Here is an 18,321-nt window from a genome sequence, read left to right as displayed (position 1 = left end):
CCATGCCCGCCTACCCCTGTCTAGTCCGGATACGGCGGAAATCTTCCGGTGAGATCGCGCACTTCCGCACGGGCCGTACGCGGATCGACCTCGTCCCGCAGCACCCCGGCGAAGACCACCGCGATGCGCGCCATCTCCTGCTCGCCCATGCCCTGGGTGGTGACGGCGGCGGTGCCGAGGCGCAGGCCGCGCCCGTCGCCGAAGGGCAGCGCGCAGGTGTCGAGGACCATGCCGGCCGAGGCCAGCCGCCCCCGGGCGGTCGGGCCGTCGACGCCCAGCGACGTGGGGTCGGCGGTCAGCAGATGGGTGTCCGTGCCGCCGGTGGTGACCGCGAGGCCCTCGGCGGCGAGCGCGGCCGCGAGGACCCTCGCGTTGGCGACCACCTGACGGGTGTACGCGGCGAAGGCCGGGGTCTCCGCCTCGCCGAACGCGACGGCCTTGGCGGCGATCGTGTGCATCTGGGCGCCGCCCTGCGTGAACGGGAAGACGGCCCGGTCGATGCGTCCGGCGAGCTCGGCCCCGCACAGGACCATGCCGCCGCGGGGGCCGCGCAGCACCTTGTGCGTGGTGGCGCAGACGACATCGGCGTACGGCACGGGGTTCGGCGCCGCTCCCCCGGCGACCAGGCCGATGGGGTGCGCGGCGTCGGCGATGAGGTAGGCGCCCACGTCGTCGGCGATGTCGCGGAAGGCCGCGTAGTCGATGTGCCGGGGATAGGCGATCGAGCCGCAGACGATCGCCTTCGGGCGGTGGGCGCGGGCCAGCGCGCGGACCTGGTCGTGGTCGATGAGGCCCGTCTCCGGGTCGACGCCGTAGGGCACGAAGTCGAACCAGCGGCCCGAGAAGTTCGCGGGCGAGCCGTGGGTGAGGTGGCCGCCGTACGGGAGCCCCATCGCGAGGACGGTGTCGCCGGGGCGCAGCAGGGCGGCGTACGCGGCGAGGACCGCCGAGGAGCCGGAGTGGGGCTGCACATTGGCGTGCTCGGCGCCGAAGAGCGCCCTGGCCCGGTCGACGGCGATCCGCTCGGCCACGTCGACGAGCTCGCAGCCGCCGTGGTGGCGGGCGCCGGGGTAGCCCTCGGCGTACTTGTTGGCGAGCGGGGAGCCGAGGGCCGCGAGGACGGCCGGCGACGTGAAGTTCTCGGCGGCGATCAGTTGCAGCGACGTGGCCTGCCGGGCCGCCTCGCCGAGGATGATCTCGGCGATCTCGGGGTCCTGCCGACGCAGCACGTCGAAGCCGGCGTGCGCGTACGTCGCACCGGCGGGGGCTTGTTCAGTGGTGACCGGCATCTTGGGCTCCGGGCCTCGCGGGGGTGACCTCAAAACCAATGTAGGCCCGCACCGCCCGCGGCGCCCGAAACTCAGGTACGAGCGGGTAATCCGGCAGTCGCTGTCACCACGTTCAGCGGCAGGCCGGAACACCCGTCAGCGACGTCACCACGGGATCCAGGGCACCGCCGAGCCCCACCCCGACGCCCCACTCGCACCGCTCGGCCCCGAAGGGCCCCCGGCTTCGCCCTGCTGCGCCGGACCCCGTCCGCCGGTTCAACGACAGGCCGGAACACCCGTCAATGCCGTCACCACGGGATCCAGGGCCTCGCTGATCTCCTCGCCGACCGAGCGGAAGAAGGGCAGAGGTGCGCCGTACGGGTCGTAGACCTCGTCGGCCTCGGCGTTCGGGGCGAGAAGCCACCCGCGTAGAGCCGCCGCGGCGCGCACCAGTGCGCGTGCGCGCTCCACCACGCCGCCGTCCAGCGGGTCGGGCAGCGTGGCCGGATCGATGGCCTGGACGAGGCGCGTGAACTCCTTCAGCGTGAAGGTGCGCAGGCCCGCGCTGTGGCCCATGGAGATGACCTGGGCGCGATGGTCGCGGGTGGCCGTGAGGACCAGGTCCGCGCGGATCACGTGGTCGTCGAGGAGCTCGCGCCCCACGAAGCCGGAGGCGTCCGCACCGAAGTCCGCGAGGACGGTCTCGGCGTTGGCCTCCATGGGCGCGCCCTCGTGGCCCCAGGTGCCCGCGCTCTCGACGATCAGACCGCGTACGAGGGGGTCTCCGAGCCTGCCCACCAGGGCATGCCGGGTCAGCCGCTCGGTGATCGGCGAGCGGCACACGTTGCCGGTGCTGACATGGAGGATGCGGAAGGAGTCCCCGGTGCCTATGCCACGCCCCGTCTCAGGGGCTGTCAATTCGCCACCTCGAGGTCGGGTACGACCTTGCGCAGCTCGTCCGCGGTCAGGGCACCCGCGCGCAGGAGCACCGGAACCTTCCCGGTCACGTCGACGATCGAGGACGGGACGATGCCGGGCGTGGGGCCGCCGTCGAGGTAGACGGAGACGGAGTCGCCGAGCATGTCCTGCGCGGCGTCGCAATCCTCGGGGGCGGGGTGCCCCGTGAGGTTCGCGGAGGACACGGCCATGGGGCCGACCTCGGTGAGCAGCTCGATCGCGACCGGGTGCAGGGGCATGCGGACGGCGACGGTGCCACGGGTGTCGCCGAGGTCCCACGCCAGGGACGGCTGGTGCTTGGCGACGAGCGTGAGAGCGCCCGGCCAGAACGCGTCGACGAGTTCCCAGGCCATCTCGGAGAAGTCCGTGACGAGGCCGTGCAGCGTGTTCGGGGAGCCGATGAGGACAGGGGTCGGCATGTTGCGACCGCGTCCCTTGGCCTCCAGCAGGTCACCGACGGCCTCGGGGGTGAAGGCGTCGGCGCCGATGCCGTACACGGTGTCGGTGGGCAGCACGACCAGCTCACCGCGGCGGACGGCGGACGCGGCTTCACGAAGACCGGTCGTACGGTCCGACGCGTCGTTGGTGTCGTATCGCCGAGCCATTTAGCGGGCCTCCTCGTACACGAAGTACACGTAGTCCATGCGAGAGATGCGGGAGAAGCGGGAACTGCTGGTGCTGGTACCGCTGTTGCTGCTGTTGCTGCGCTGATTCTGTCGCGTCACGGCATCGCCTTGCGGGCGGTCGCGAAGCGCGGGCGGTTGTTCAGGTCGGGGTGGTCGGCGGCGTCGGCCCAGCCCCGTTCCTCGGTGAAGATCCACGGGACCTGGCCGCCCTGGGTGTCGGCGTGCTCCACGACGACGACGCCACCGGGGCGCAGCAGGCGGTGCGCCGTGCGCTCGATGCCGCGGATCAGGTGGAGCCCGTCCTCGCCGGAGAACAGCGCGAGTTCAGGGTCGTGGTCGCGGGCCTCGGGGGCGACGTACTCCCACTCGGTGAGCGGGATGTACGGCGGGTTGGAGACCACCAGGTCGACCTGGCCGTCGAGCTCGGGGAAGGCCTCCAGGGCATCTCCCTGACGCAGGTCGACCCTGGACCCCTCGACGTTCTTGCGCGTCCAGCGCAGGGCGTCCTCGGACAGCTCCACGGCGTGCACACGGGAGCGCGGGACCTCCTGCGCGAGAGCGAGCGCGATGGCGCCCGAGCCCGTGCACAGGTCGACGATGAGCGGCTCGACGACGTCCATGGCCCGTACGGCGTCTATGGCCCAGCCGACCACGGACTCCGTCTCGGGCCGCGGCACGAACACGCCCGGCCCCACCTGGAGTTCGAGGTAGCGGAAGTAGGCGCGCCCGGTGATGTGCTGGAGCGGCTCACGGGCCTCGCGGCGCGCGGTGACCTCCCAGTAACGGGCGTCGAAGTCCGCGTCCTTGACCAGATGCAGCTCGCCCCGCTTCACGCCGTGCACGAAGGCGGCGAGCTCCTCCGCGTCGTTGCGGGGCGAGGGCACGCCCGCGTCGGCGAGGCGCTGGGTGGCCTGGGCGACTTCCGCGAGCAGCACGCTGCGGGGGTTTGGGGGTCGCCCCCCAAGATGTTGCTGCACGCTGGTCCTCCGGGGCTGAGCTGGTCTTTTTTGGTGTGGCTTAGGCGGCGGCGAGCTTGGCGGCCGAGTCGGCGTCGACACAGGCCTGGATCACCGGGTCGAGCTCACCGTCGAGCACCTGGTCCAAGTTGTACGCCTTGAAACCGACGCGGTGGTCCGAGATGCGGTTCTCCGGGAAGTTGTATGTACGGATCTTCTCGGAGCGGTCGACGGTACGGACCTGGCTGCGGCGCGCGTCCGCGGCCTCGGCCTCGGCCTTCTCGACCGCTGCCGCGAGGAGCCTGGAGCGCAGGATACGCATCGCCTGCTCCTTGTTCTGGAGCTGGCTCTTCTCGTTCTGGCAGGAAGCGACCACTCCGGTGGGCAGGTGCGTGATGCGCACCGCGGAGTCCGTCGTGTTGACGGACTGACCGCCGGGGCCCGACGAGCGGTAGACGTCGATGCGGAGGTCGTTCGCGTGGATCTCGACGTCGACGTCCTCGGCCTCGGGCGTCACGAGGACGCCGGCCGCGGAGGTGTGGATACGGCCCTGCGACTCGGTCGACGGCACACGCTGCACGCGGTGCACGCCGCCCTCGTACTTCAGACGGGCCCAGACGCCCTGGCCGGGCTCGGTCGCGCCGTTGCCGCCCTTGGTCTTCACGGCGACCTGGACGTCCTTGTAGCCGCCCAGCTCGGACTCGGTGGCGTCGATGATCTCGGTCTTCCAGCCGACGCGCTCCGCGTACCGCAGATACATGCGCAGCAGGTCGCCGGCGAAGAGGGCCGACTCGTCGCCGCCCGCGCCCGCCTTGACCTCGAGGATGACGTCCTTGTCGTCGTTGGGGTCCCGGGGGACCAGCAGGAGCCGCAGCTTCTCGGTGATCTCCTCGCGCTGCTTCTCGAGGTCCTTGACCTCGGCGGCGAAGTCCGGGTCATCCGCGGCGAATTCACGCGCGGTCTCGATGTCGTCACCGGTCTGCTTCCAGGAGCGGTAGGTGGCGACGATCGGGGTCAGCTCGGCGTAGCGCTTGTTGAGCTTGCGCGCGTTCGCCTGGTCGGCGTGGACCGAGGGGTCCGCGAGCTTCGTCTCGAGATCGGCGTGCTCACCGATGAGGTCCTCGACGGCCTCGAACATCTCCGGCTCCTGAAGTGAGGTACAGCGAAAGGGAACGGCCACCGGCCGGCCGGGGAAGACCCCCGGGTCCCCGGCCAACCAAAAACAAGCACGCCGGTCCCGGCCCGCCCCGAAGGGCGGCCGTGGACCGGCGCAAGTGGCTCGCTACTTGTTGGCGGCAGCAGCCTTGCCGAAGCGGGCCTCGAAGCGGGCCACGCGGCCACCGGTGTCGAGGATCTTCTGCTTGCCCGTGTAGAACGGGTGGCACTCGGAGCAGACCTCGGCACGGACGGTGCCGCTGGAGATCGTGCTGCGGGTGGTGAACGACGCGCCACAGGTGCAGCTGACCTGCGTCTCGACGTACTCGGGGTGGATGTCGCGCTTCAAGGTGTCTCCTATGATCTCGGAGGGCTCCGGGTCGCTTCCGCGGATTGCGGGGGCGTGAACCGGGGCCGACGTACCAGTCTGCCAGGACTGGCCGTATCCCCCAAAACCGGGGTCGGGGCGGAACTATTCCCGAAGGGTCACCGACAAGTGGTGACCGGCGTCCGGTGGCCGGCTAGTGGCTGCTCACGACGGAGCCCGCGGAGCCCTTGTCACCGGCGGAGCCCTTGAACGCGGAGGCCGGAACGGGCTGGTCCGTCTTGAGCGCCTCCCAGACCCGCGCGCCCGCCTTCTCCAGCGGGAGTACGCGGTTCGGGTCGGCGGGGTCGTACTGGACGGGGAGCGTCACCATCTTCATGTCGTCCGCGCCGATGCCCTTGAGGCCGCCGGCGAAGCCCACCAGTTCGTTGACCGAGTTGAGCTCGGAGTCGGTGGTGACGGCGCTGGTGGCGGTGTCCGCGAGGTCGTAGAGCTTCTTGGGGCTGGTGAAGACGCCGACGTCCTTGATCTGGTTGATCAGCGCCTTCATGAAGGCCTGCTGGAGCTGTATTCGGCCCAGGTCGCTGCCGTCGCCGACGGCGTGCCGGGTGCGGACGAGGCCGAGCGCCTGCTCGCCGGTGAGGGTGTGCTTCCCGGCCGCCAGGTGCAGATGGCTCTTGTCGTCCTCTATGGCCTGCTGGGTGGTGATGTCGACGCCGCCGAGGGTGTTGATGAGCTTCTTGAAGCCCGAGAAGTCGACCTCGACGTAGTGGTCCATGCGGATCCCGGACATCTTCTCGACGGTCTTGACGGCGCAGGCCGGGCCGCCGACCTCGTACGCCGTGTTGAACATCTGCTGGTTGCCGCCCGCGACCGTGTTGCCGGCGCTGTCGGTGCAGGCCGGGCGGGTGACGAGGGTGTCGCGCGGTATGGAGACCACGCTGGCCTTGCGGTGACCCTTGTACACGTGGACGACCATCGCGGTGTCGGAGCGGGCGCCGCCGCCGTCCTTGCCGTACTTGGCGTTCGCGCCGGAGCGCGAGTCCGAGCCGAGGACGAGGATGTCCATCGAGCCGTTGTCGACGTTCGCGGGGCGGTCGGTGCCGAGCGCGGCGTTGATGTCGACGCCCTTGATGTTCCCGTTGAGCTTGAAGTACAGGAAGCCGGCGCCCGCGCCCGCCAGGACGACGAGTCCCGCCGCGGTGCAGGCCGTGATGACGAGGGCCTTGCTGCGCTTGGCGCGCGGCTTGCGCCGCCGGCCGCCGCCGCGGGTGGGGCGGCGCGGATCGGTGGTCGCGGGGCTGCTCTCGTCGGGCATGTGCTCCTCAGTCCTCAGCTGCTCGGTTGGCCGGTTACCCCCTGTTTGCAGGGTCAGGCGCGGACGGACGTCTCTTCGTCCGCCTCTTCGTCCGTCTCTTCGCGAGACGTGGAAACCGGGAAGAAGGGTTGCACAACGCGCTGTGCCCGCCGCGAAGCTCGCGACGGGCACAGAGAGTGCTGACGAGAGCCGACCGTCCGGCTCTCACCTGCGGGTTTATCCGAAGATGTTGTACTGCGTGTAGCCGGTCCCGATCTTGATGCGTGTGGCAAAGATCTCCGAGGAGGCGGTCCCCGTGCCCGGGTACAGGTAGAGCGTGCCGCCGGGCGTGCGGGCCACGTAGTCGGCCTTGCCGTCGCCGGTCACGTCACCCGGCGCCGCGAACGCGTTGTACCCGTCCCAGGTGCGCACCTGCACGCCGGCCTCGAAGGGCGCGGACGCCTTGCCGGTGCCCTTGAGGAGGTACAGCTTGCCGCCGCTGCCGCGGGCGATCAGGTCGCTCCTGCCGTCACCGGTGAAGTCGCCCTTGCCGCGCAGGGAGTTGAAGACCTGGTAGCCGCTGCCGACGGTGGTGCGGGTGCCGTACGTCCCGTCGCCCTTGCCCGGGTACAGGTAGAGCGTGCCGCCGGAGGTCACCGACAGCAGGTCGGGGTACCGGTCACCGGTCACGTCGCCGGGTACCACGATGAACTTCCGCGTCGTCCAGTCGCTCGCGATCTTCGTGTCCGTGTACGTCGAGCTGGACGCGGACCGGTGCCGCCAGTAGACGTTCCCGTCCGACCGGCGGCGGATGATGAAGTCCTGGTAGCCGTCGCGGTTCATGTCGGCCTGGAGGACGAGGTTGTACGCGCTCCAGGACCCGCTCAGCGTCTTGCGCGTGGCGAACCCGCTGCCCGTGGACTCCTTGACGTAACCCTTGCCGCCGGAGGAGGCCCGGACGAAGAGGTCGGCCTTGCCGTTGCGGCTGATGTCGGTGTCGTCGATGCGCGGACGGACCTTGGGCTGGTACGTGGAGACCTTGGTGAAGGCCTCGTACGTGCCGGCGACGTTGCAGAGCTGGCTGCCCTGGCTGATGCCCCAGGAGACGATGCCGACGACCTTGTCGCCCACGACGAGCGGGCCGCCCGAGTCACCCGGGCACGTGGTCTTGCCGGTGCTGTCGTCGCCGGTGCCGAGCTGTCCGGCGCAGATCATCTTCCCGGCCTGGAAGTACGGGTCCAGGTTCTGGGTGCAGGCGTCGTCGGAGTTCAGCGGCAGGGTGACCTTCTGCAGCTGGGACGCGATGTCGGCGGTGTCCTCGTTCGAGCTGGTGAGACCCCAGCCGTACACGGTGGCGTTCGTGCCGGCGGCGTACAGCGCGCTGTCACTCGGCCCGGCCAGCTCCAGCGTGGTCTGGGCGACCGGCTTGGCGAGGGTGAGCAGGGCGACGTCGTTCGTGATGGCGTCGGGGTCGTAGCCGTCGCGCACCCAGCTGCGGGTGACGTCGATGTACGTGGCGCCGTTGCCGGCGACGGTGACGCTCTTGCTGGTGCCCACGGCGACTTCGCCGTACTTGCCCCAGTCCTGCCGGTTGCCGTTCTCGTCGTGCAGGCAGTGCGCGGCGGTGAGCACCTTGTTCGGCGCGACCAGCGTGCCGCCGCAGACGAAGTACGAGCCGCCCGCGGGGTCGTTGTAGACGAGCTGCACCATCCAGGAGGCGGCGCTCGAGGTGCCGCCGATGATGCGGGGCGTGACCGTCTTGTCACCGGTCGGCGACGCGGACGCGGTGGTGGCGTCGGCGGTCTTCGTGCCGGGCGGGGGCTGCACGACCCGGCCGGTGTCGGACTCCCCCGCGTACGACGTGACGGCGAACGCGCCCGCGCCGATCAGGGCGAGCCCGGCCGCGGCGGCCGGCAGCACCTTGCCGAGTCTTCGACGGTGCCGGCCGGAGCCGGATACGGATATGTCCACGCAAGTCCCCCCAGGGAGCGATGAGTTGAACGTTGGATGAAGAGCGCGATCGTACAACCCGCCCCGGAGCGCACAAAGGGCCGCCCCCGTCACATCCGTGACGGGGGCGGCCCTTGAGCGGTACTACCGCCGAGCGAAGCGCTTAGTCGTTGCCGTTGCCCGGCGTCGGCGTCGTCTTCGCGATCTGCATCAGGAACTCGGCGTTCGACTTCGTCTGCTTCATCTTGTCGAGAAGCAGCTCGATGGCCTGCTGCGAGTCGAGCGCGTGCAGCACCCGGCGCAGCTTCCAGACGATCGCCAGCTCTTCCGCGTTGAGCAGGATCTCTTCCTTACGGGTGGAGGACGCGTCGACGTCCACCGCCGGGAAGATGCGCTTGTCGGAGAGCTTGCGGTCGAGCTTGAGCTCCATGTTGCCGGTGCCCTTGAACTCCTCGAAGATCACCTCGTCCATGCGCGAGCCGGTGTCGACCAGCGCGGTGGCGAGAATGGTCAGCGAGCCGCCGTCCTCGATGTTGCGCGCCGCACCGAAGAAGCGCTTCGGCGGGTAGAGCGCGGTCGAGTCGACACCACCGGACAGGATGCGGCCGGAGGCCGGCGCCGCCAGGTTGTAGGCACGGCCCAGACGCGTGATCGAGTCGAGCAGGACGACCACGTCGTGACCGAGCTCCACGAGACGCTTCGCGCGCTCGATGGCGAGCTCGGCGACCGTGGTGTGGTCCTCGGCCGGACGGTCGAAGGTCGAGGAGATGACCTCGCCCTTCACCGACCGCTGCATGTCCGTGACCTCTTCCGGACGCTCGTCGACCAGGACGACCATCAGGTGGCACTCGGGGCTGTTGGTGGTGATCGCGTTGGCGACCGCCTGCATGATCATGGTCTTGCCGGTCTTCGGCGGGGCCACGATCAGGCCTCGCTGGCCCTTACCGATCGGCGACACGAGGTCGATGATGCGGGTGGTCAGAATGCCCGGATCGGTCTCCAGACGGAGCCGGTCCTGCGGGTAGAGCGGCGTCAGCTTGTTGAACTCCGGCCGCCCGCGCCCGGATTCGGGCGCCATGCCGTTGACGGAGTCGAGGCGGACCAGCGCGTTGAACTTCTCGCGGCGCTCGCCGTCCTTGGGCTGGCGGACCGCGCCGGTGACGTGGTCACCCTTGCGCAGGCCGTTCTTGCGGACCTGGGCGAGCGACACGTAGACGTCGTTCGGACCGGGCAGGTAGCCGGAGGTCCGGATGAACGCGTAGTTGTCGAGGATGTCCAGGATGCCCGCGACGGGGATCAGGACGTCGTCCTCGGAGACCTGCACCTCGTTGCCGAAGCCGGCCTCGTCGCGGCCACGACGGCCACGGCGGTCGCGGTAGCGGCCACGGCGTCCGCGGCGGCCACCCTCGAAGTCGTCGTCGTCCTGCGGACCGTTGTCACGCTGACGGTCCTGGCGTCCGCCGCCCTGCGGCTGGCGGTTGCCGCCCTGCTCCTTGCCCTGCTCGTCGCCCTTGCCACGGCGGTCGCCGCGGTCACGGCCACCGCGCTCACCGCGGTCGCCGCCACGGTCACCGCGGTCACGACGGTCACGGCGCTCGCGACGGCCCTCGGCGCCGTTGTCACCGGCGTCGCCCTTGGCCTCGCCCTGGGCGTCCGTCTTGGTCTCGGTCTTCGCCTCGGCCGTGACGGTCTCGGGGCTGCCGGCCTCGGAGGTGGCGCGGCGGCGGCGGCGCTCGCCGGCCTTCTCGTCGCTCGCCGGCTGGCCGGGGATGTCGATCTGCTGCTGAGCGGCGGCCTTCGCGGCCTTGGCGTCCTCGGCCTTGGTCGCCTTGGCGGCGGGGGCCTCGGTGCCGTTCGCCGCGGCCTCGTCACCGGTGCGCGCCTTGGAGGTGGCGCGGCGCTTCGGCTTGGTCTCGGTGGTGTCGGCGCTCTTCGCGGGAGCGCCTCCCCCGGCCTGCGCCTCCTTGATGACCTCGATCAGCTGGCTCTTGCGCATACGCGCGGTGCCCCTGATACCGAGGCCCGATGCGACCTGCTGGAGCTCGGCCAGCACCATGCCCTCGAGGCCGGTACCGCGGCGCCGCCGGGAGCCCGAAGCACCGGCAGCAGGGGCATCCGCAGCGGCGGAGGGCGCGGCAGCGGAGCTGTCGGCGCTCACGCCCATCAGATCGGTGGTGTCGCTCACGAAGGGTCCTTCCCTGGAGCGGACGTCGGCCTGTCTGGCTCGGCGACCGGTTGTGCTGTCCGGCGGTGGTCCTGTCGGTATGGACCGTGCCGGGGCGGTGGTCCGCCAACGCGGCGGAAGAATTCATTGGTGACGGCGAGTCCCGAAGCCGCGGGTTTCACTGAAATGTCTGTGTCACCCGGCTCGATCACACCGGTTCCGGAGCATGCTCGAAACGGCTCAGTGCATTGCACAGAGCAATTTGCGGGGCTCCCGGAAGAATGGTTGTCCCGGAGGGGGACACACAGCACCTCGCCATGGTGGGGTCGGGTGCAGACTTGAGGTTAACACTACCGGATCCAACAAATATTCCCCCTCTCGAATTCCGGCAACCGTGTGTCAGTGAGCAAGCGGCAGCACGCTCGCTCCGTCGACATCGAGGTCGAGGCGGTTCGCCGCCCATCCCTCGCCGGCCAGCCGGGCGACCTTGTCGGCCGCTGACTCCTCCACAAGGGCAAGGACCGTGGGGCCCGCCCCTGAGATCACCGCGGGAACGCCGTCGGCCCGCAGCCGTTCCACGAGTGCGAGGCTCTCCGGCATCGCGGGAGCCCGGTATTCCTGGTGGAGCCGGTCCTCGGTGGCGGGCAGCAGCAGCTCGGGGCGCCTCGTGAGGGCCTCGACGAGCAGGGCCGCTCGGCCCGCGTTCACCGCGGCGTCCACATGAGGGACGCTGCGCGGCAGGAGACCGCGTGCGGTCTCGGTGAGTACCGGCTTTCCCGGTACGAAAACCACCGGAACGATGGAACCCGCGGGATCCATCCTGATCGCCCGGGCCGCGCCGCCGTCCATCCAGGAGAGCGTGAAGCCGCCGAGCAGGCAGGCCGCGACGTTGTCCGGGTGCCCCTCGATCTCGGTCGCGAGCTCCAGCAGGGCCGCGTCGTCGAGGCGGGCGTCGCCGCCTATCGTCACGGCGCGCGCGGCGACGATGCCGGCGCAGATGGCGGCCGACGAGGAGCCGAGGCCGCGGCCGTGCGGGATCCGGTTGGCGCAGACGACCTCGAGGCCGCGCGGCTGTCCGCCGAGCAGGTCGAAAGCGGTGCGCAGGGAACGTACGAGCAGATGGGACTCGTCGCGCGGAAGGGTGTCGGAGCCCTCACCTGCGATGTCGATGTTCAGGCCGGAGTCGGCGACCCGGACGACCACGTCGTCGTAGAGACCCAGCGACAGGCCGAAGGCATCGAAGCCCGGGCCGAGGTTGGCGCTGGAGGCGGGGACGCGCACCCTGACGGCGGCGGCGCGGAAGGCGGGACCGGCCATCGCTCGATGACACTCCTTGAGCTGCGGTTCTTGCGTGATGAACGAGGTGACTGCGGTAGAGATCCGATGATTGCTGCCCGTGTGAGAACCCGAAGGCCGCGTGGGCTACGACAACGCCCGCGGCACCGCGGCATATGCGTATGCGGCGGGGTGGGTTCGGTACAGCTTATCGAAGGAAGGTTCTGTGGCGACATAGGGCGCACAGGAGGCGCACGATGCGTGTCGAAAGCCCCCTGTGCACCCCCTGTGCGGAGTTGACCGGTCCGGTCCGCTTACGCCAGGCCGAGGCGTTCGGCCGCGGTGGCCGCGTCGACCGGGACGGTGACGGGCTGCGGGGCGCCCGCGACGGCCCAGTCGGGGTCCTTCAGGCCGTTGCCCGTGACGGTGCAGACGATCTTCTGCCCCTTGTCGACCTTGCCCTGCTCGGCCGCCTTGAGCAGACCGGCGACGGAGGCGGCCGACGCGGGCTCCACGAAGACACCTTCCTGGGACGCCAACAGCTTGTAGGCGCGCAGGATTTCACGGTCCGTCACTTCGTCGATCAAGCCGCCGGACTCGTCACGGGCGGCCAGCGCGAAGTCCCAGGACGCGGGGTTGCCGATGCGAATCGCGGTGGCGATCGTCGACGGGTCCTTGACGATCTCGCCGCGCACGATCGGCGCGGACCCCGAAGCCTGGAAGCCCCACATGCGCGGCGTGTGCGTGGCGATGCCGTCCGCCGCGTACTCCTTGTAGCCCTTCCAGTAGGCCGTGATGTTGCCGGCGTTGCCGACGGGAAGGACGTGGATGTCCGGCGCGTCGCCGAGCGCGTCGACGATCTCGAACGAGGCGGTCTTCTGGCCCTCGATACGGAACGGGTTGACCGAATTGACCAGCGCCACCGGGTAGTTCTCGGAGAGGGCGCGGGCCAGGTTCAGGCAGTCGTCGAAGTTGCCGTCGACCTGGAGGATCTTCGAGCCGTAGACCAGCGCCTGGCCCATCTTGCCGAGCGCGATCTTGCCCTGCGGGACGAGCACGGCGCAGACCATGCCGGCGCGCACGGCGTAGGCCGCGGCAGAGGCGGAGGTGTTGCCGGTGGAGGCGCAGATGACGGCCTGCGCGCCCTCCTCCTTGGCCTTCGTGATCGCCATCGTCATGCCGCGGTCCTTGAAGGACCCGGTCGGGTTGGCACCCTCGACCTTGAGGTGGACCTCGCAGCCCGTGCGCTCGGAGAGCACCTGGGCGGGCACGAGCGGCGTGCCGCCCTCGCGCAGCGTGACGACCGGCGTGGTGTCGGACACCGGAAGCCGGTCGCGGTACTCCTCGATGATTCCGCGCCACTGGTGGGTCATTGCTCGTTACTCCCCTTCAACACGCATGATGCTGGCGACACCACGCACGGTGTCGAGCTTGCGCAGCGCGTCGACGGTCCCGGTGAGGGCCGCGTCCGCCGCACGGTGGGTGACCACGACGAGGGAGGCCTCGCCGTCCTTGCCCGATTGGCGCACCGTGTCAATGGATACGCCGTGCTCGGCGAAGACCGTCGCGACCTGGGCGAGGACGCCCGGCTTGTCGGCCACGTCGAGGCTGATGTGGTAGCGCGTCACGACCTCGCCCATGGGCGAGACGGGCAGCTGGGTATAGGCGGAGTCACCGGGTCCGGTGGCCTCGCCGAGCTTGTTGCGGCACACGGCCACGAGGTCGCCGAGCACGGCCGACGCGGTGGGCGCGCCGCCGGCCCCGGGCCCGTAGAACATGAGCTGGCCGGCGGCATCGGCCTCGACGAACACGGCGTTGTACGCGCCGCGCACGGAGGCCAGCGGGTGGTCGAGCGGGATCATCGCGGGGTGCACGCGCGCGGTGACGGACCCGCCGTGCGCCGCCCGCTCACAGATGGCGAGCAGCTTGATGGTGCAGCCCATCTCCTTCGCGGAAGCGAAGTCGGCGGCGGTCACCTCGGTCATGCCCTCGCGGTAGACGTCGTCGAGACGTACGCGGGTGTGGAAGGAGATCCCGGCGAGGATGGCGGCCTTGGCGGCGGCGTCGAAGCCCTCGACGTCGGCGGTCGGGTCGGCCTCGGCGTAACCGAGCGCGGTGGCCTCGTCGAGGGCCTCCTGGTAGCCGGCGCCCGTCGAGTCCATCTTGTCGAGGATGAAGTTCGTGGTGCCGTTGACGATGCCCATCACGCGGTTGATCTTGTCTCCGGCGAGGGACTCGCGCAGCGGCCTGATCAGCGGGATCGCACCGGCGACGGCGGCCTCGTAGTAGAGGTCCTTGCCGTGCTCCTCGGCGGCGGCGTGCAGCGCGGCGCCGTCCTGGGCGATGAGCGCCTTGTTGGCGGAGACGACGGAGGCGCCGTGCTCGAACGCCGTCATGATGAGACCGCGGGCCGGCTCGATGCCTCCGATGACCTCGACGACCACGTCGATGTCGCCCCGTTTGACCAGCGCGGTCGCGTCCGTCGTCACCAGCGAGGGGTCGATGCCCTCGCGCACCTTCGACGGGCGCCGGACGGCGACCCCGGCCAGTTCCACGGGGGCGCCGATCCGGGCCGCGAGGTCCTCGGCGTGCGTCGTCATGATGCGCGCCACCTCTGAGCCGACTACCCCACAGCCAAGGAGCGCCACCTTCAGCGGACGCGTACGCATCATCGACCTACGCCTTTCATTGAACCCAGCTCGGAGAGCTCAGCCTGCTTGATACTGCTTCAGTGGACCAGTCTCACCCACCGGACCGGGGTTTCTGCCCCCGGTCCGAATCCTGAGACGTGTATTTCATTTATCCGACGTCGAGACGCAGGAGATCTTCCTCCGTCTCACGCCGGACGATCACCCGCGCCGCACCGTCGCGCACGGCGACGACGGGCGGGCGAAGTGCGTGGTTGTAGTTGCTGGCCATGGACCGGCAGTACGCGCCGGTCGCCGGTACGGCGATGAGGTCACCGGGTGCGAGGTCCGCGGGCAGGAAGGCGTCCTTGACCACGATGTCGCCGCTCTCACAGTGCTTGCCCACCACGCGGACGAGCATCGGCTCGGCGTCGGAGGTCCGCGAGACGAGGGCGACCGTGTACTCGGCGTCGTAGAGGGCGGTGCGGATGTTGTCCGACATGCCGCCGTCCACGGACACGTACGTACGGAGGGTTTCGAGCGGCTTGATGGTGCCGACCGTGTAGAGCGTGAAGGCGGTCGGGCCGACGATGGCGCGGCCCGGCTCGACGGAGATACGCGGCGTGCGCAGACCGGCGGCCTCGCACTCGCGCGTCACGATCTCACCGAGCGCCTTGGCGATCTCGTGCGGCTCACGGGGGTCGTCATCGGAGGTGTACGCGATGCCGAGCCCGCCGCCGAGGTCGATCTCGGGCAGCTCGACACCGTGCTCGTCGCGCACCTCGGCCAGCAGCGACACGACGCGCCGCGCGGCGACCTCGAAGCCCGCCATGTCGAAGATCTGCGAGCCGATGTGGCTGTGGATGCCGATGAGCTCGAGACCGTCGAGCTTGAGCGCACGCCGTACGGCCTCGGCGGCCTGTCCCCCGGCGAGCGCGATCCCGAACTTCTGGTCCTCGTGCGCGGTGGCGATGAACTCGTGCGTGTGGGCCTCGACGCCGACCGTCACGCGGATCTGCACGGGCTGGCGCTTGCCGAGCCGCTCGGCGATGTGCGACACCCGCACGATCTCCTGGAACGAGTCGAGCACGATCCGCCCGACGCCGACCTCGACGGCCCGCTCGATCTCTTCCTCGGACTTGTTGTTGCCGTGGAAGGCGATGCGCTCCGCGGGCATCCCGGCGGACAGCGCGGTGGCCAGCTCTCCACCGGAGCAGACATCAAGATTGAGCCCCTCCTCGTGCAGCCAGCGCACCACGGCGCGGGAGAGGAACGCCTTGCCGGCGTAGAAGACGTCGGCGTCGGACCCGAAGGCGTCACGCCAGGCGCGGCAGCGGGTCCGGAAGTCGTCCTCGTCGAGGAAGTAGGCGGGAGTGCCGAACTCCTCGGCGAGCCGGGCCACTTCGATGCCGCCGACACGGACCGCGCCGTCGCCCGCACGGGTGACGGTCCGCGACCACACCTTCGGGTCGAGGGCGTTGAGATCGGCGGGCGGGGCGGCGTAGTGCCCCTCGGTCAGGACATCGGCGTGGCGGGGCCCGGCGGGGTGTGCGGAACGGCTCATGACTGTCTTCTGCGCTCTCTCAGAGATGTTCGGGTGCGTCGATACCGAGCAGGGAAAGGCCGCCGGCGAGCACCGCCCCGGCGGCTTCGGCAAGCGCGAGCCGGGCACGGTGGGCGGCCGAGGGTTTCTCCTCCCCCTGCGGCAGCACGGTGTGCTGAAACCCGAGCAGCGCATCGGCCACCACGACAAGCTGCCGGGCAAGCCGGTCGGGTGCGTGGTGGGTGGCGGCGAGGGTGAGGGCCTGGGGGTAGGCGGACAGGGCGGTGTGGAGGGCGGCCGCGGCGTTCGCTCGGGCGCGGACGGCGACCCCCGAGTCGATCGCCGTGTCGTGGTCGCGGACGTCGCCGGGGGTCGATGGGGCGTCGGGGGCGGACGGGGCGTCGGCGAGGGCGGGGGTGGCACTGGGGGCGCCTGTGGTACTGGGGGCACCGGTGGCCCTTAGGGCGCCGGTGGTGCTGGGGGCGTCACCTGCGGCGGACGCCTGGTCGCGGACGTCGCCGGGTTCGGCGGTGAAACCGAGAGCGGCGGCGTTGCGGGTCAGGGCGCCGGTGGCACTGGAGGCGTCACCTGCGGCGGACGCCTGGTCGCGGACGTCGCCGGGTTCGGCGGTGAAACCGAGAGCGGCGGCGTTGCGAGTCAGGGCCTTGGTGCGTGCGTGGGCGTAACGAACGCGGAAGAGGGGGTTGCCCTCGCGCTGGGCGAGATGCTCGTCGTCGATACGGGGCCGGTCGTGCGCGGCGGGCAGAAGCAGGGCCCAGCGGGACGCGTCGCGGCCGAGGACGGCGGGGTCGCAGGGAGCAGGCACGGGGCGCAGATTCACGACGTGCGCGGCACTCGACTCGGCCGTCTCACCATGGACCACGTGAGCCTGGGCCCCCTGCGTGGCGAGGATGCGGCGGAGAGAATCGGCGACGACCTCGGCCCTGACCTCGTACGGAATACGGATCTCAATGCGCTGACCTGCAAGAACATCACTGGCCCCATACCCGCCGCCCCGAGCGAGGATCTCGCGGGCAAGCGCGCCGGGGTCGTCGTCGGCGAGGGTGAGATTGAGGAATCCGGGACCGGTGACCTCGACGCCGGCGATGCCGGGGCTGTCGGAGAGACGCCGCGAGAGAAGTTCGGCGACGTGCCGGGGCGGGCGTCCGGCGGGCCCGGCGAGTTGCAGCGCGACGTTCGTGGAGTAGTCCCCGCACCCACCGGGCCGCGGCCGCTCGACCACGACGCGTGCCGGCACGGCCACGCTCAGCTCACCGTCGTCGACCGCGCGGCGCACGGCGCGCAGGACGGTACGGGAGAGCTCTACGGGGGTCACGGGACAAGCGTATGGGAGGAGGGGGGTGGGTGAGCGACCCGGTTTACGGGATGGTCCGGCATACGGACACGCTCCGCGCCCCCGTACCGCCTAGCCCCCGGTACGCCCGGCGCGCTCGGCTTCTTCGGCACCGCGACCGCCGCCGCGCCCACGCTCACTCAACTGCCGTACGACCCGTACGAGTTCACTGGGCTCGAAGGGCTTGGCGAGAAAGTCATCGACCCCGACATCAAGTCCCGTATCAACCTCTTGGATGGTGCAAGCGCTGACGATCACGATGGGGACACCGCGCGTATGGGCGTCGGAACGAAGCCGCGCGGCGGTCCGCAGCCCGTCGAGTCGGGGCATCACGACGTCCAGGGTGATCACATCAGGCCGAACCTGATGCACCACATCCAGACACTCGGCACCATCGGCCGCGGTCACGACCTCGAAGCCCTCCAGCTCGAGATTGACCCTGATCAGCTGCCGAATCACCTTGTTGTCGTCCACAACAAGCACTCGGCCGGACGCGCCTGGCACAACTCGAGAGTAGGTCCGCCGACGCCACCGCGTCCGGGTTTTCCCCACTTCCGCCCCGTACAGGGGACTACCACCCTCCAGCGCCCCGCGCACAGCCCTCCGAGGACGCCACCTCGCAGGCGAATTAACTGTTCATGGGGACCCCGACAGAGCTGGTACTGTTCTACCCGTCGCCACGCCAGCCGCGGCGAACACGCCCCCGTAGCTCAGGGGATAGAGCAACGGCCTCCGGAGCCGTGTGCGCAGGTTCGAATCCTGCCGGGGGCACCTTGTATGAGGTGCCCAAAGACCCCGCCATCAGCGCTTTCGCTGAGGACGGG

The 18,321-nt window shown here is 70.3% G+C and carries 15 protein-coding genes and 1 tRNA gene; 1 reads left to right on the top strand and 15 read right to left on the bottom strand.

Annotated elements, in window-relative coordinates; genetic code table 11:
• Positions 1-20: 20 nt before the first annotated feature.
• From LGI35_RS29440 to LGI35_RS29370, 15 genes are all read right to left on the bottom strand, one after another.
• Positions 21-1,289: a serine hydroxymethyltransferase gene (locus tag LGI35_RS29440; RefSeq protein ID WP_227297230.1), complete on the bottom strand. Its 1,269-nt coding sequence runs from the start codon at positions 1,287-1,289 to the stop codon at positions 21-23.
• Between the two features lie 255 nt (positions 1,290-1,544).
• Entirely contained in the window at positions 1,545-2,186 is a 642-nt protein-coding gene (locus tag LGI35_RS29435; protein ID WP_116509886.1) for an arsenate reductase/protein-tyrosine-phosphatase family protein, read from the bottom strand.
• A complete protein-coding gene (locus tag LGI35_RS29430) occupies positions 2,183-2,830 on the bottom strand; it encodes an L-threonylcarbamoyladenylate synthase (RefSeq protein ID WP_227297229.1) in 648 nt (215 codons plus the stop codon). Before LGI35_RS29430 ends, LGI35_RS29435 begins: the two co-directional genes overlap by 4 nt.
• 116 nt (positions 2,831-2,946) lie before the next feature.
• The gene (gene prmC, locus LGI35_RS29425; RefSeq protein ID WP_100595862.1) at positions 2,947-3,786 is read right to left on the bottom strand and encodes a peptide chain release factor N(5)-glutamine methyltransferase; all 840 of its coding nucleotides are present in this window, start codon (positions 3,784-3,786) and stop codon (positions 2,947-2,949) included.
• An 82-nt stretch (positions 3,787-3,868) separates the two neighbouring features.
• Entirely contained in the window at positions 3,869-4,945 is a 1,077-nt protein-coding gene (gene prfA / locus LGI35_RS29420; RefSeq protein ID WP_227297228.1) for a peptide chain release factor 1, read from the bottom strand.
• 144 nt (positions 4,946-5,089) lie between these two features.
• Entirely contained in the window at positions 5,090-5,311 is a 222-nt protein-coding gene (rpmE, locus tag LGI35_RS29415) for a 50S ribosomal protein L31 (RefSeq protein ID WP_100595864.1), read from the bottom strand.
• A 172-nt stretch (positions 5,312-5,483) separates the two neighbouring features.
• Positions 5,484-6,605: an LCP family protein gene (locus LGI35_RS29410; RefSeq protein ID WP_227297227.1), complete on the bottom strand. Its 1,122-nt coding sequence runs from the start codon at positions 6,603-6,605 to the stop codon at positions 5,484-5,486.
• Between the two features lie 216 nt (positions 6,606-6,821).
• A complete protein-coding gene (locus LGI35_RS29405; protein WP_227297226.1) occupies positions 6,822-8,555 on the bottom strand; it encodes a trypsin-like serine protease in 1,734 nt (577 codons plus the stop codon).
• A 142-nt stretch (positions 8,556-8,697) separates the two neighbouring features.
• Entirely contained in the window at positions 8,698-10,719 is a 2,022-nt protein-coding gene (gene rho / locus LGI35_RS29400) for a transcription termination factor Rho (RefSeq protein WP_227297225.1), read from the bottom strand.
• Between the two features lie 378 nt (positions 10,720-11,097).
• Positions 11,098-12,015 carry a homoserine kinase gene (gene thrB / locus LGI35_RS29395; RefSeq protein ID WP_116509898.1) on the bottom strand — a complete coding sequence of 306 codons (918 nt, stop codon included), beginning with the start codon at positions 12,013-12,015 and terminating at the stop codon, positions 11,098-11,100.
• Positions 12,016-12,287: 272 nt separating this feature from the next.
• On the bottom strand, positions 12,288-13,346 hold the full coding sequence (thrC, locus tag LGI35_RS29390; RefSeq protein WP_227297224.1) for a threonine synthase: 1,059 nt from the start codon (positions 13,344-13,346) through the stop codon (positions 12,288-12,290).
• A gap of 6 nt (positions 13,347-13,352) precedes the next feature.
• On the bottom strand, positions 13,353-14,642 hold the full coding sequence (locus LGI35_RS29385) for a homoserine dehydrogenase (RefSeq protein ID WP_227300583.1): 1,290 nt from the start codon (positions 14,640-14,642) through the stop codon (positions 13,353-13,355).
• A gap of 130 nt (positions 14,643-14,772) precedes the next feature.
• Positions 14,773-16,164, bottom strand: coding sequence for a diaminopimelate decarboxylase (gene lysA / locus LGI35_RS29380; protein WP_227297223.1), 1,392 nt, complete (start codon positions 16,162-16,164; stop codon positions 14,773-14,775).
• A 19-nt stretch (positions 16,165-16,183) separates the two neighbouring features.
• Entirely contained in the window at positions 16,184-17,479 is a 1,296-nt protein-coding gene (gene nrtL, locus LGI35_RS29375) for an ArgS-related anticodon-binding protein NrtL (RefSeq protein WP_227297222.1), read from the bottom strand.
• Between the two features lie 90 nt (positions 17,480-17,569).
• Positions 17,570-18,049 (bottom strand): response regulator, encoded by a 480-nt coding sequence (locus LGI35_RS29370; protein WP_227297221.1) that lies wholly within the window; start codon positions 18,047-18,049, stop codon positions 17,570-17,572.
• Between the two features lie 147 nt (positions 18,050-18,196).
• Here LGI35_RS29370 and LGI35_RS29365 point away from each other — a divergent pair.
• Positions 18,197-18,268: transfer RNA gene (locus LGI35_RS29365), tRNA-Arg, on the top strand.
• Positions 18,269-18,321: the final 53 nt, after the last annotated feature.

The organism is Streptomyces longhuiensis (assembly GCF_020616555.1).
Lineage (GTDB): Bacteria > Actinomycetota > Actinomycetes > Streptomycetales > Streptomycetaceae > Streptomyces > Streptomyces longhuiensis.
This window is presented reverse-complemented; position numbering and strand designations above follow the sequence as displayed.